Below are 12,887 nucleotides of genomic sequence, written 5' to 3'. Positions count from 1 at the left end.
CATTCAGATTAGCAGCCTAACCTGAGCAGATTCCGCTGGGTCGATACAAGCCTGCTGGATTTGTCCGGGCTGGGTTGGTCAGTGCCGGATTTCAGCACCCTGTCCCGGCGCCAAAAGACCCTGGACATGACCATCCCGTATCGCGGATCCAAGGGGCCGCTGCACCTGCTCGTGGATAGCACCGGCATCAAGGTGGAAGGCGAAGGCGACTGGCACAGTCGCAAGCATGGCGCCTCCAAGCGCCGTGTCTGGCGCAAGATCCACATCGGGATCGACGAACAAACATTGGAGATCCGGGCGATCGAAGTCACCTCCAGCAATGTCGGCGACGCGCCGATGCTGCCGGACCTGCTTGCCCAGGTCCCGGCGGACGAGGAAATCGCCACCGTCACGGCCGATGGTGCCTATGACACCCGCGCCTGCCATGACGCCATCGCGGCCCGCGGCGCGGCGGCGGTCATTCCGCCCCGCCGAAACGCCAGGCCCTGGAAACCGGACACGGCAGGGGCCCGGGCGCGCAACGAGATCCTGCGGGCGTCAAAGCACCTGGGCCGGGCGCTCTGGCGGAACTGGAGCGGGTACCACCGCCGCAGCAGGGTGGAGACGAAAATGAACTGCGTGAAGCTGCTCGGGCAGCGGCTGATGTCACGGGATTTCGACCGCCAGGTGGCCGAGGTCCAGATCCGGATGGCGGTCCTCAACCGCTTCACGGCACTCGGCATCCCGGTCACAGTGGCACTGGGATAAGTGTTTTCGGAGAAAGGGGAAATTCGGTCGTCAGCTGATTTGCGCAACAGCGCCGGTCGAATAGCCCAACAAGGACCAGTGAATCCCTCGTGCGATTTGTGCAACAAGGCCGGTCGTTCAAGGCCGCTCCAAATCCGGGAGCTTAAACCCGCCATTCGCTGCGCCTTGCCGCAGCGCCGCCGATGCGGACGAAGCTGCCCTGACCTCGGATCAAGTGCGTGCCTTCGATGCGTCGATTTCACTGGCCAATTGCCGGCATTTCGCACCGGCCCATTCATGGGCGTCCGCACCGAACAGCAGCCGCCGGGCTGGCGCGTCGGACGACGCCTCCTTGACGATCAGCGCAGCAAGCTCTTCAGGGTCGTTGTCCTGCGCGCCGTTTGCCTGCGAAATAAATGTCCGGAACGCCGAAACTGCCTCGGCATAATCCTCGATCTCCAGGTCGCCCTGCCGCGCGGTGGAGGGATCGAGGAAGTTCGTGCGCATCATGCCCGGATCGACGACCAAGGATCGAATGCCGAGCGGCGCGATCTCTTCGGCAAGGCCCTCCATCCAGCCCTCAAGGGCAAACTTGGAGGCGGAGTAGATTGACCCGCCCGGGTTGGCCACCAGGCCGTTCACGGACGAAATCGTCACCACCAGGCCCGACCGCTGGCGGCGCATCGTCGGCAGCACGGCGCGGGCCACGTTCATCGCCCCGAAGACGTTGATCTCGAACTGCCGGCGCACGTCATCGCCGCGGATCGTCTCGAAAAAGCCAAGTTGCGCGCGACCGGCATTGTTGACCAGCACGTCGATCTGTCCAAAGGTCTCGATGGTCGCGTCGCGGGCCTTTGCGACGGCATCCGCATCTGTCACGTCGAGGGGCAAGACGAGCAGCCGGTCGTCGGGCGCGGCGAGGCGGTCGCCCAGCCCATCGACGGTCCGGCTGGTCGCCACGACCTTGTCGCCTGCGCGCAGCGCGTCCCGCGCGAGAAGATACCCCAGCCCCTTGGCGGCGCCGGTGATGAACCACACCTTGTCGGTCATCCTGTCAGTCCTTTCGTTTGTCGCCTCTCATATTAAGGGCTCTTCGTGTTTGCCGATTAGGTCCTTGATAATTGTCGCGATCAGTAGCTTGTCTAATGAATGGACCCACGCAGATTCTCCGACCTGATCACCTTCAGCCGCGTGGCAGAGACGCAAAGCTTCACCGCGGCGGCGCATAGTCTCGGGGTGACCCAGTCCGCCGTCAGCCAGACGGTAAAGCGGCTTGAAGCGGACCTGGGAATAAGGCTGCTGTCACGCTCCACGCGCAGCCTGACACCGACAGCAGCGGGCGAGCAGCTGCTGGCCACCCTCGCGCCGAATGTTGCGGAGCTTGATGCGAAGCTCGCCGATCTCGAACGGCTGCGCGAGGAGCCGGGCGGGCAGCTCAGGGTGACTTGCGGCAAACACGCGGCGGACACCCTTGTCTGGCCGGCCTTCTCCAGGTTGCTGGCCGCACATCCCGATATCGAAGGCGAGCTGAGCGTCGAGGACAGATACGTCGATATTGTCGCAGAGCGGTTCGATGTCGGGATCCGGATGCGTGACAATCTGGAACTCGACATGATTTCTGTCCCGGTTGGGCCGCCCTTGCGCTCTGTCGTTGTCGGCGCGCCTGAGTATCTTGACGCCTGCGGAGCTCCGGACACGCCCCGCGACCTGTATCGGCATCGCTGCATCGGGTTCCGGAATGCGGGTGGTATCTTGTCGCCCTGGTCGTTCGAAAGGGATGGCCGGGCCGAGACGGTGAAGGTCACATCGTCGATTATCGTCAATGATGGCGACGCGCTTGTCGCAGCGGCCTGTGCGGGGATGGGACTGGCCTACATGCTGGAGGATCTGGCAGCTCCGTTTCTGCAGGACGGCCAGCTGATCGAGGTTCTCGGAAACTGGTCGCCACCCTTCTCCGGCTATCACGCCTACTACTCGAGCCGACGCCATCCGCCCCCGGCAGTTACGCTTTTCCTCGACCTTTTTCGGCAGGAGATCTGAGCATCACCAGCGTTTAGGTTGTGAGGTCCTTTACGGGCTCGGTCCGGACCCTCGGTGCGCGGCAGGGCCAAGCGCCTGGTCGCCTCTGGTGCGGCGTCGCTCACGGCCCAGAGCGGATAAGGTGGATGGCGCCTGCTCCACGCGGCCCTTTATGAGGTCGAACTGCAGTTGTTTGCTGCTGCTGATGGGCTCCGAACCGGGTGAACCTTCGAGCGCGGCCACTTACACGGGCCGCGCTTTGGATGCCCGCCGGTATTGTCGCGGCGTCTGGCCTGCTACACGCTTGAAGGCGGCGGCGAAGGCGCTCTCAGATGCGTAGCCGACTTCCCGGCCGATCCGAGCAACCGGCTGAGATCCCCGGGCAAGCTGCTCCGCAGCAAGGCACATGCGCCATTCGGTAAGATAGGCCATCGGCGTCACGCCCACCGTCTGCGCAAAACGCGTGGCGAAGGCGGTGCGCGACAGGCCGGCGCGGGTGCCAAGCTCGGCAACGCTCCAGTCCCGCGCCGGATCGTCGTGCAGTGCACCAATTGCGATGCATAACTGACCATCGGCAAGGGCGGCGAGCCAACCTGTTCCCGGCACGGCGGGCCCGGCGAGGTGGTGCCGCAAAGCCTGGACAAGGACCAGGTGCGACAGGTGTGCAATCGACACGGCCCCGCCGATCCGCGCGTTCCGCAGTTCTGACGCGATCCCGTTCAGCACCCATTTCAGGGACGCCTGTTCGGCTCCGGCGCGGATATGCATCACCGACGGAAGAGTTCGAAGCAGCCTGTCGGCGGGCAGCCCCGAGACGAGAAAGCGGCTGCCCATCATGAAGAAATCGCCACCGCCGCCCAGCATCGCGGTGCCGCCGTGGGAAACCGGAGCATAAACCGTCTCCGCGTCCCGGCCGTCCCGGGGGCGCTTTGCCGACATGACGAAAGATCGCCCGTGAGGGAGGATGACGCAATCACCCTCTTCCAGACTGATCGGGTCGCGCCCCTCCATAGCCAGCCAGCACCGCCCCTTCAGGATTGCATTGCACTTCAGGCCGGCGTGACGCTCGAAGCGAATTGACCATGCACCGCCTGCGTCGAGGCCGGCCGCTACGCAATCGTGCGGCCGGAGATGCGAGATCACCTGGGAAAGCGGATCCATTTACGGCCCTTTTGAACGGAGGCGATAGTAATCGGGACGGTATACCATAGGAGGTTCGTCATCACTCCACAAATAGGGGGATACATAAATCAGAAAGGCCCAGACCATGATCCTTGTCACGACCCCCACCGGGGATATCGGTGCCCGCGTTCTGTCCCGCCTCGCGCAGAGCGATCGGCCGCTGCGCGTCGTCGTTCGCGATCCGGCAAAGATACCGCGCGATTTGATAGGCCGCGTCGATGTGGTTGAAGGTTCCCACGGCGATCCGTCCGTCATCGCGCAAGCCCTCGCGCAGATCGAGAGCGTCTTCTGGCTGCCACCCGGGTCTCCTGCAAGCGCGAGCGCGCAGGAAGCCTACGTCGACTTCACCCGCCCCTTCTGTGCGGCGCTGGCAGGCTCGCAGGTGCGCCACGTGGTCGGCATCTCGGCCCTTGGCCGGGGTTGGCCGAAACCCGCAGGCCATGTCACCGCAAGCCTGCACATGGACGACATGATTGCCGAAACCGGGGTTGCCTATCGCGCGCTCGCCTGCGCGTCCCTGATGGATAACCTCAAGCGCCAGGCAGACGTGATCCGCGAGGGCGATGTCTTCTATCAGCCCACGCCCGGAGGCCTCAAGCTTCCGCACGTCGCGAAGGCGGACATCGCCGACGTCGCTGCGCGCCTCCTGATCGAGGCGGATTGGTCCGGCGTCGATGCAATTCCGCTGCTCGGGCCGGAGAACCTGTCGTTTATCGAGATGGCCAGCATCATGGCCTCCGTTCTGGACCGTCCCATCCGGTTCCAGGAGATGGGCACGGATGATTTCGGCGGGATGATGCAGGCGGCTGGCGCGTCCGAAGGGATGGCGGCGGCAATGGTAGAGATGTTTACGGCCAAGAATGAGGGGATGGACAGCATGGTGGAGCCGCCTTCGCGCGCCATTACGCCGACGACATTTCGGCAATGGTGCGAAGAAGAACTGCGTCCTGTCCTTTCCGGTAGTTTACCGTAAAAGGTTCAAAGCGCGGGGCATCACTCGAAATGCCTGGTGCAGGACCGACCAGCCCTCCGCTGCATGGTCCAGCGCCTTCTGTTCGGAATTGCTCCGCGCTTCTGCAACATCGGTCGAAACCTGCGCTTGAGTCTGGCAGCGTTGGCGCCAGACATGTGATCGTGTCAGGTGGAAATCTGTACGATCATTTCAATTTCGATTTTCAGATCGGGTCCGGCCAGCGCGGCGACACCGATCCCCGTCAAGCTGGGCGCTGCCCCGTCAAGAAACGCCATGATGGGAGGCATCGCGATGGCCATGGCGTCCTCGTCCAGATCTGTGACGTAGATGCGCATCTGAACAATGTCGTAGGTGCTTGCGCCCACGGACTTCAATGCTTCCGTGAGGTTTGCAACGACTTGCCTCGTCTGTGCCTCCAGCCCGTCCGGAACGGCGGATCCGTCTGCGGTCTGGGCCACCTGACCGGACACGAAGGCCAGCGTGCCAGGATTCGTGATGACGATCTGCGAGTAGCCCATGCTGCCCGCGTTCGGTAGCGTTGCTGGATTCATTCTTTTCAGTGAGGTCTGCATCGTGCCTGTCCCATGATTGCACTTGAATATCCGCCGGATATGGCAAAACACTGGCGAATGGATTGCGCATCTGAGGCGAACAGCATTCGACGATTGGCCTGGCATGGGTGACTCAAAGGTCAACGACATCCTTCTGTTCATGTCCGTCGCCGCAACGGGAAACTTCGCGGCGGCGGGTCGGGCCTTCGGTCTCTCACGCTCGACCGCAGGAAAGGCCGTGACGCGGCTGGAAGACAGGTACGGTGTCCGCCTTTTGAACCGCACGACCCGTGCTGTCAGCCTGACCGAGGCGGGCCAAAGGCTGTTTGCGCAGGGCGAAGCTATTCAGGCAGCCATTGCCGAGGCTGATGCCTGCCTTGATACCGTCGACGCTATCCCCAGGGGCACGCTGCGGATTACCGCGCCAGATGCGCTTGGCCGACGTATTATTCTGCCTGTCGTTGCGAAGTTTCAGAAGTCCTGGCCCGACGTCCGCTTTGAAATCAGTTTCTCCGACACCGTCAGCCGCCTCATCGAGGATGGTTTCGATCTGGCAATTCGGGTCGGCGTCACGACCCCGGATGCTTCGCTGATCTCGCGAACGGTGACGCTTGAGAAAACCGTGCTGTGCGCGTCGCCCGCCTATCTGACGGACCGCGATGCGCCCCGGAATGTCGATCAGCTCAGCACCCATGACCTGCTGCAGTTTTCAAGTCTCGCGAAGCGTCAGGTCTGGTCCCTGCAGGATCCCGGCAGCTTTCTGGGCAATGTGTCGGGTCGCGTGCCCCTGCGCATGGACAGCGCGGAAGGTCTGCGCGCGGCGGCGCTGGCGGGGATGGGGATCGCCCTGCTGCCCATGGCCCTGGTGAAGGATGACCTGCATGCGGGACGCCTTGTGCGGGTGTTGCCGGATGTCGACTCTGGAGAGGTGCCGATCTTCGCACTTTACCCGCACAAGAGATTTCTCGAACCGCGCGTTCGGCGGTTCATCGACGCCTTGGTGTCAGAGCTCTCGCCCCCCCGGGGCTGACGTTGCGCCTGATCGATACGGTCATGCGGGCCCTGAGATCGTCATGCCGCAGGTATTGCTGCATGGTGATGCAGGTACCCCGCGGCCTGCCAAGGATGGCGCTTTTCAGTTCCGGATCACCGACATCACGGCGCTGCCGATCTGCCGGAGTGCAGCGTTGCGTGTTTCGAAATCCGCATCGACGTCCGAGATGAAGATGGTGGCGATCCATGGTGCTCCCCCTTCGGGAATGACCACCGCGATGATGTTGCGCGTGTGACTCCCGCTGCCCGACTTGTCCAGGACAAGCCAGCCGTCCGGTGCGTCGGCGCGCAGCAGGTTGCCTGTCACGCCACCGATGCTCATCCAGTCCTCAAGTTGCGCGCGCGCGCCGGGCGAGAGCGCATCCCCCAGCAGAAGCCGACGCAGAGTCTCGGTCATCGCAGCCGGTGTCGTCGTATCACGCGGATCACCGGGCACGAATGTGTTCAGCTCTGGCTCGCGCCGGTCGAGCCGGCTGGTTTCGTCGCCGATCTCGCGGAAGAACGCTGTCACGGCCTGCGGACCGCCGATGTGATCAAGCAGCATGTTCGCCGCCGTGTTGTCGCTCATGTCCACGGCAGCAAGGCAAAGATCCCCAAGGGTCATTTCCGCGCCGACCTGCTGCTCGGTGACCGGAGCGTAGGACAGGATGTCATCCTCGCGCACAGGCAGGGTGTCGGTTAGCGACAAAGCGCCCGCGTCCATACGGGCGAGCACGGCACCGCAGATCGGGACCTTGACTGCGCTGTTCATCAGGAAACGTTCGTCTTCGCGGTGGAGCCACGACATCTGAGAGGCGGTGTCGACGAGCGACACGCCGATGCGGGCGCGAAGTCGCGTCTCTATCTGTTCGACGGTGCCAGCCAACGTCTCGATGGGCGTTTGGGCGGACGAACCGGAGGCCAGAAAGAGGCCAAGAGAGAGCCCCGCCGCAAGGCGCGGCAGGAGGGAGGCGGTGAACCGCATTTTCATATCCTTCAAGGTGAAGTTGTCGGGTGGAACCACACGTGGATTTGTGCTGTCGCAGGTTTCGTATATTCCATCTTGTCTGCCCGCCTCAGACGACAAATCTTATACCCTCGCATAAGCTGAGGTATTGAAATGGATCGCCCGGACCTTCCGCTCAACGCTCTACGCGTTTTCGAAGTCGCCATGCGGCAGGGCAGCTTCACCAAGGCGGCGATCGAGCTGCGCGTCACGCAGGCTGCCGTGAGCCATCAGGTTTCACGGCTCGAGGATTTGCTTGGTACCGTCCTCTTCCTGCGCACCTCGCAAGGTCTCGTACCGACTGACGAGGGTAGGCTCCTTTTTCCGGTGCTTGAGCGCGGGTTTGATGCAATGGCCAGCGCGCTGGATCAGCTTGGCGGGCGTCGGGACATCGACGTGCTCAACATCGGCGTGAACACGACCTTTGCACTGGGGTGGCTGCTGCCGAGGATCGCGCTTTTCCGGAATGAGCACCGCGAAATCGACCTGCGCATTTCGACGAACAACAACCGTGTGGAAATCCTGCGCGAGGGCCTCGACATGGCGATCCGTTTTGGCACCGGCGGCTGGACGGGGCATGAGGCAATCCCCCTGATCGAAGCCCCGCTGGCTCCGCTCTGCGCACCGGCGCTGACCGAGCGGCTGCCGCACCCGGCAGATTTGGCACGGGTGACGTTGCTGCGCAGTTATCGCAGCGCAGAGTGGACGCAGTGGTTCGACGCGGCGGGCATCGACTGCCCGCCGCTGACCGGCCCGGTCTTCGACAGCTCGGTGGCGCTTGCGGAACTTGCCGCCTCGGGTGCAGGGGCCGCGCTGTTGCCTGTGATCATGTTCGAAAGCTGGATCGCCCAAGGTAGGCTCGCGCAGCCCTTCGGGGTCACGGTATCGGTGGGGCGATACTACCTCGCATGGCCGTCGGACCGGCGGGTCAGCCCCGCGATGGCTGCTTTCTCGAACTGGTTGTCAGACGCATGCGCGTGTTGATGCGCCGCGCCGTCCCCATGGATGGCATCCCGATCGCGCGGGGCCGTCGTCGGGGAGACCTTCGCCATCTTGCCGTAGGGACCGGCCGAGAGCCCCTGCCCCACCCGGTCCTCGCCCGCCGCGAAGAGGCGGCGCAGGACGGACATCGGGCGCTCCGGCAGGCCGGCATGGGCCGAGAGGAAGGCGTTGCGGCGGACGAGGAAGCGCGCCTCGCGCCCGGCGCCGTCGATCCCGGCCTCCAGCCGGTTCAGAAGCCACCGCACGAAGGGCGTGGCCTCGATGGCGTCTCCGGCAATGCGGCGCCCGGCCTGCAGCGCGGCATAGTAGCCGCGCTTGTCGGCCTCGATCTGCCGCGACAGGGAAAACGGCAGCGCCGCCTCCGTGGCGAAGACATGTTCGATGATCGCGCGGCCGATGCGGCCGTTGACCGCGCCAGCATCTGCCAGATCGGCACCACCCGCGTCCGCCATGACGGCGCGATCGACACCTGGCCGACCCATGTCGATCCCGGCCCGTCGAGCTGGACCTGCACGCGGATCCACGGCATCACCGCCGCGGCTGTCCGCGGCGCGCCGCGCTTCGCCGATTTGCTCGGCCGGATCAGACCGCTGCTCGACGGGCACAGGGTCTACCAGCACAGCGGCTTCGACCGCAGCGCCATCCGCGCGGCCTGCGACGCTGCCGGGCTGGAGGAGCCCGGCTCGGACTGGCGGGACAGCGTCCAGGTCGCCCACCGCGCCTGGCCGGAGCTGAAGGGCAATGACGGCTACGGGCTGGCCTCGCTGAAGTCACATTTCCGCCTCTCCTTCCGCCACCACGATGCCGAAGAGGATGCCCGCGCCGCCGCCGAGATCATGCTGCTGGCCGAGGCCGGAGCCCGTCCGGAAGAGCAGGCAGCGGCCGGTGGTCACGGCCTTCGAGGCACCTGCCTCCATTCCACCCTCACGGCCGGCCGGGCCCGCAGGAATGATGGTGCCCGTCGCAGCTGACGGGTCCTGGTTCCATCCGGGGCTTGCCCGCGGCGGAGTCTTCACCATCGGGGCAAAGGGCGCCGAGAGCCGTGTCAGCTCCTTCAGCGAGGCATTGAGCCTGCTCCACGGAATGGACAAGCCGCGCTGGCGCCGCCCGAACACGTCGCGCAACGGGGGGGGATCGTCACGGGATGCGGGTGGAAGACGCTCGAGCGAGGCTGAGTGGTGCGCGATCGCCTGAACACCTCCCATGATCGCGCAGCCGCCATTCTTCCGATCCCGCCACGGAGAGTTCCGGGCACTGGTTTGTCGGAACCAGGCCGGCCTCTCTGGATACCCCGCCAGCGAGATGCTTACCTTCTGTTAATTTGTATTGAGAAAGACCCCTGTCCATGTCCTATTCCCTCGGCACAGTTGCCGGCGTCCTGAACCGCCTGAACCGCGACATCTTCATTCCCGCCATCCAGCGCGACTATGTCTGGGGCCAGGAAAAGATCCTCGATCTCGCCGACTCCCTACTCAGGGGCTACCATCCCCGAAACCGGGTGGAGACGAAAATGAACTGCGTGAAGCTGCTCGGGCAGCGGCTGATGTCACGGGACTTCAACCGCTAGGTGGCCGAGGTCCAGATCCGGGTGGCGGTCCTGAACCATTTCACGGCCCTCGGCATCCCGACCACCGTAGTCATGGGATAAGTGTCTATTAAAAAAGAGAAATTCGGTCGTCAACTGATTTTCGCAATAGTGCCCCGAGCGGTTTTCTTGACATTTTCAAGACAAAACTCAACGCTAATTTTCCGACCAAACCAGTCATGTTACGTTGGCTGACGACCGTCGAGCGCATTCATCCGATGAGAGCCGCCAGCTTCGGCGACCGGCCTTCACCGAAAGCATTGGGGCGACGCCCACAAGATTCACATCGTCGAGGGCGGATTTACATCACGCTCACCTCTTGGCGGTGACAAACTCGGCAGCGCAGGCCAGCCCGCCTTCAGCTGTATCGAGCTATGACGCCGTGATGAGCTCATACGGGTCATACCTGGACCGATCCCGGCCGCCCCTCGCTCTTATCCACAGGAACCCAGAGGTTTGGTCATCAGGAGCATGTCAACCCATTCAGAACAGGAAGTCCGACCGGTCGAGCAAAGCAATCTCGATACCGCGCAGGGTCAGAGTATGTCCCGCATCGTCGTGAATGACAATGTCGCGCCCCGATTGATCCATATGGTTGCGCGACAGGTCTTTCCAGCCGCCGATGCCGCTGGCTCGGCTGATATCGATCCGTTCGGCATCCCCTGTCACGTCGAAGTCCAGAATCACATCTTGCCCGGGCGAGAAGACGAAAAGATCCGAACCAAGCCCGCCCATCAGCGTATCCGCGCCGAACCCGCCCTCCAGCCTGTCATCACCCAGCCCGCCGCGCAAGAAATCGGCTCCGAACCCTCCGCGCACTAGGTCGGACCCTGTCCCGCCGTTCAACATGTCCCTGCCCAGTCCGCCATCCAGCAGATCGTGACCCGTGCCGCCCTGGAACATGTCGCTGCCCAGGCCGCCGGTCAGCGTATCGTCGCCGACGCCGCCATGCAGCTGATCGGCCCCGCTGCCACCTTCCAAGAGGTCGTCTCCATTTCCTCCATCGAGCAGATCCCTGCCGTCATCCCCGTTCAGCGTGTCGGATCCGTCGCCGCCCTCCAGCGTATCGTTTCCCTTGCCGCCGGACAGCAGGTCCGATCCGCGCTCGCCGAGCAGCAGGTCATTGCCTGCATGGCCGGACAGAGTGTCGGCACCCCGTCCGCCATCCACGAGATTCGGGCGCTCGTCGCCGACAAGGCGGTCGTTGCCACCGAGCCCGGCCATCGTGCCGGTTGCATCGACGCGGGCATGATCCGCGCCGTCCGTGCCTCGGCCGAAAATCCGTGCGGCGACCCCCTCGTCGTCGTTATCAATATACTCCGACATGAAGGTCACGACGAAGCCGCCGCCCGGCAGCGCGGCGATCTCGGGGTCGATCTGGTCGAAATAGCTGGGAACCGCGGCCCCAATGTCGAACCGCCCGGTCACCGGCTGGCCGGTGGCAGAAAACACGCGGCCGTAGATCGTATCGCCGATGAAGCCTTCGGTATCGTCGTCCTGGTCCCAGATCACGACGATCTGACCGGTCTCCAGTTGCGTCACCCCGGTGGCCCCGGGCAGGTCGTCACTAGCATCGACCACGACCGGGCCGCCCTGCTGGGTCCCGGCCGCGTCGAAGAAGCGCATCATCGTGTAATAGGACGCCTCCTCGGTATCGAGACCCAGCTCCCAGTCGTAATTCTTGTTGGTGACGACGAAGCCGCCGGATTGCAGAGCGGCGACGTCGTAGCCGCTGCCGCTCGCGCCCCAGACATGGCCCACGGTGCCCCAATTGAGCAGGAGATGGAAATCGTCCCGCGCCACCGTCCCGTCGGGGTTGGTGATCATGCCGCGAATCTCGTTGCTGTCGAGATCGCCCTCCGTCGGCAATGAGCCCTCACTGTTCCAGACGGTGATCGTCTGCCCGTTGGCCAGCGTCGCGGACCGGGCATAGACCTGGTCGAACTCGCGTTCCTCGGTGTTGACCAGCTGGTTGCCGCCGATTGCAGTGCCCTCTCGGTCGAACTGCTGGCTGAAGATCTCGTCGAAACTCCCGGTCGAGCGAGCAACCCCGAAAACGACCTTGAACCCGCCGTTCGCCGTCGCGAACACCTCAGGGGCGATGGCATCATTGGCCGTCACGGTATCGACCCGGATCGCGCTGGTTCGTGGTGAACCATCGGCGTTGAAGGCGCGGACATATACCTTCTCGCGATCCGAGAAAATGTCGTGGTAACTATCGAAGAGCCAGGTGATCGCATAGCCGCCATCAGACAGAAGCGTGGCACGCGCGTCGGTCGATCGCGCACCATTGACGCCGTCGATCAGCGTCTCACCACCGATCGGCCGCCCACCCGCGTCGTAGCGTTGTGCCAACACCACCGTCGCAGCGACGTTGCTGTCGTCATAATTGTTCAGGTAGCTTTCGTAGACCACCAGGAAACCGCCATCTTCCATCACGATAACGTCCGGGTTGCGTTGCCAATTCTTCTGGTAGCTGTTGACGCGGAATGCCTGTCCCATGCCTGGTCCTTTGCCGTGGGGTCGTTTCCGTATAAGTTGGTGACCTAGCTGACCATCGCCTCGTGACGGTGACGTGACGGTGTCGCGATAGCTGCGACAGGCGGCGCTTGGGCGCTCAAGGCAGACCTGTTGCATCGGTCGAACGGTATAAGCGGGCCCTGCAGCAGGCGGTGCGCCGTGCGAACGTGGGCCGGGAACGCGGACCGGGATTGTCCCCGTTGCAGTCGGCACAATCCCGCGGCAAGTCACTATCGCCTCGCGCTGACGATCATCGGCCTTGTCGTCATCTTGGCGCAATGGCTGCCCCGC

11 protein-coding genes and 2 pseudogenes are annotated in these 12,887 nt (G+C 63.7%); 7 read left to right on the top strand and 6 right to left on the bottom strand.

Annotated features, from left to right (window positions below; translation table 11 throughout):
* Positions 1–48: 48 nt before the first annotated feature.
* Positions 49–747, top strand: a pseudogene (locus tag ICN82_RS08110) (IS5 family transposase); the annotation flags it as partial.
* Between the two features lie 210 nt (positions 748–957).
* Here the strand turns inward: ICN82_RS08110 and ICN82_RS08105 are convergent.
* Positions 958–1,776 carry an SDR family oxidoreductase gene (locus ICN82_RS08105; RefSeq protein ID WP_193181553.1) on the bottom strand — a complete coding sequence of 273 codons (819 nt, stop codon included), beginning with the start codon at positions 1,774–1,776 and terminating at the stop codon, positions 958–960.
* Between the two features lie 99 nt (positions 1,777–1,875).
* On the opposite strand from ICN82_RS08105, the gene ICN82_RS08100 reads away from it, so the two are divergent.
* Positions 1,876–2,766 (top strand): LysR family transcriptional regulator, encoded by an 891-nt coding sequence (locus ICN82_RS08100; RefSeq protein WP_193181551.1) that lies wholly within the window; start codon positions 1,876–1,878, stop codon positions 2,764–2,766.
* A gap of 222 nt (positions 2,767–2,988) precedes the next feature.
* Here the strand turns inward: ICN82_RS08100 and ICN82_RS08095 are convergent, their stop codons facing one another.
* Positions 2,989–3,906: an AraC family transcriptional regulator gene (locus ICN82_RS08095; protein WP_193181549.1), complete on the bottom strand. Its 918-nt coding sequence runs from the start codon at positions 3,904–3,906 to the stop codon at positions 2,989–2,991.
* Between the two features lie 106 nt (positions 3,907–4,012).
* Between ICN82_RS08095 and ICN82_RS08090 the strand changes: the two genes are divergently transcribed.
* A complete protein-coding gene (locus tag ICN82_RS08090; protein ID WP_193181547.1) occupies positions 4,013–4,900 on the top strand; it encodes an NAD(P)H-binding protein in 888 nt (295 codons plus the stop codon).
* Between the two features lie 164 nt (positions 4,901–5,064).
* Here ICN82_RS08090 and ICN82_RS08085 read toward each other — a convergent pair whose 3' ends face one another.
* Positions 5,065–5,472 carry a RidA family protein gene (locus ICN82_RS08085; RefSeq protein WP_193181546.1) on the bottom strand — a complete coding sequence of 136 codons (408 nt, stop codon included), beginning with the start codon at positions 5,470–5,472 and terminating at the stop codon, positions 5,065–5,067.
* A gap of 103 nt (positions 5,473–5,575) precedes the next feature.
* On the opposite strand from ICN82_RS08085, the gene ICN82_RS08080 reads away from it, so the two are divergent.
* Positions 5,576–6,481 (top strand): LysR family transcriptional regulator, encoded by a 906-nt coding sequence (locus tag ICN82_RS08080; RefSeq protein WP_193181545.1) that lies wholly within the window; start codon positions 5,576–5,578, stop codon positions 6,479–6,481.
* Positions 6,482–6,586: 105 nt separating this feature from the next.
* Here the strand turns inward: ICN82_RS08080 and bla are convergent, their stop codons facing one another.
* On the bottom strand, positions 6,587–7,468 hold the full coding sequence (bla, locus tag ICN82_RS08075; RefSeq protein WP_193181544.1) for a class A beta-lactamase: 882 nt from the start codon (positions 7,466–7,468) through the stop codon (positions 6,587–6,589).
* Between the two features lie 135 nt (positions 7,469–7,603).
* Between bla and ICN82_RS08070 the strand changes: the two genes are divergently transcribed.
* A complete protein-coding gene (locus tag ICN82_RS08070) occupies positions 7,604–8,473 on the top strand; it encodes a LysR family transcriptional regulator (protein ID WP_193181543.1) in 870 nt (289 codons plus the stop codon).
* Here the strand turns inward: ICN82_RS08070 and ICN82_RS21285 are convergent.
* On the bottom strand, positions 8,389–8,943 hold the full coding sequence (locus tag ICN82_RS21285; protein ID WP_226898369.1) for a Fic family protein: 555 nt from the start codon (positions 8,941–8,943) through the stop codon (positions 8,389–8,391). The two genes, ICN82_RS08070 and ICN82_RS21285, sit on opposite strands and share 85 nt — an antisense overlap.
* On the opposite strand from ICN82_RS21285, the gene ICN82_RS08065 reads away from it, so the two are divergent.
* Positions 8,866–9,462 (top strand): exonuclease domain-containing protein, encoded by a 597-nt coding sequence (locus ICN82_RS08065; protein ID WP_226898368.1) that lies wholly within the window; start codon positions 8,866–8,868, stop codon positions 9,460–9,462. The genes ICN82_RS21285 and ICN82_RS08065 overlap by 78 nt on opposite strands.
* A 506-nt stretch (positions 9,463–9,968) precedes the next feature.
* Positions 9,969–10,139 (top strand): annotated as a pseudogene (locus ICN82_RS08060) (IS5/IS1182 family transposase); the annotation flags it as partial.
* 420 nt (positions 10,140–10,559) lie between these two features.
* On the opposite strand, the gene ICN82_RS08055 reads toward ICN82_RS08060, so the two are convergent.
* Positions 10,560–12,578, bottom strand: a complete 2,019-nt coding sequence (locus tag ICN82_RS08055; protein ID WP_193181541.1) for a calcium-binding protein — start codon at positions 12,576–12,578, stop codon at positions 10,560–10,562.
* Positions 12,579–12,887 lie beyond the last annotated feature (309 nt).

Source organism: Mangrovicoccus algicola (assembly GCF_014903745.1).
In the GTDB taxonomy this organism is placed as follows: Bacteria; Pseudomonadota; Alphaproteobacteria; order Rhodobacterales; family Rhodobacteraceae; genus Mangrovicoccus; species Mangrovicoccus algicola.
The sequence above is the reverse complement of the archived record's forward strand: the minus strand, read 5'-3'. Positions and strand labels throughout refer to the sequence as shown.

Excerpts from the sequence above, each read along its gene's own strand:
- ICN82_RS21285 (WP_226898369.1), bottom strand. The coding sequence starts at position 8,943 with ATGGCGGACGCGGGTGGTGCCGATCTGGCAGATGCTGGCGCGGTCAAC.
- ICN82_RS08090 (WP_193181547.1), top strand. The coding sequence starts at position 4,013 with ATGATCCTTGTCACGACCCCCACCGGGGATATCGGTGCCCGCGTTCTG.
- bla (WP_193181544.1), bottom strand. The coding sequence starts at position 7,468 with ATGCGGTTCACCGCCTCCCTCCTGCCGCGCCTTGCGGCGGGGCTCTCT.
- ICN82_RS08080 (WP_193181545.1), top strand. The coding sequence starts at position 5,576 with ATGGGTGACTCAAAGGTCAACGACATCCTTCTGTTCATGTCCGTCGCC.
- ICN82_RS08055 (WP_193181541.1), bottom strand. The coding sequence starts at position 12,578 with ATGGGACAGGCATTCCGCGTCAACAGCTACCAGAAGAATTGGCAACGC.
- ICN82_RS08065 (WP_226898368.1), top strand. The coding sequence starts at position 8,866 with ATGTTCGATGATCGCGCGGCCGATGCGGCCGTTGACCGCGCCAGCATC.
- ICN82_RS08105 (WP_193181553.1), bottom strand. The coding sequence starts at position 1,776 with ATGACCGACAAGGTGTGGTTCATCACCGGCGCCGCCAAGGGGCTGGGG.
- ICN82_RS08085 (WP_193181546.1), bottom strand. The coding sequence starts at position 5,472 with ATGCAGACCTCACTGAAAAGAATGAATCCAGCAACGCTACCGAACGCG.
- ICN82_RS08070 (WP_193181543.1), top strand. The coding sequence starts at position 7,604 with ATGGATCGCCCGGACCTTCCGCTCAACGCTCTACGCGTTTTCGAAGTC.
- ICN82_RS08095 (WP_193181549.1), bottom strand. The coding sequence starts at position 3,906 with ATGGATCCGCTTTCCCAGGTGATCTCGCATCTCCGGCCGCACGATTGC.
- ICN82_RS08100 (WP_193181551.1), top strand. The coding sequence starts at position 1,876 with ATGGACCCACGCAGATTCTCCGACCTGATCACCTTCAGCCGCGTGGCA.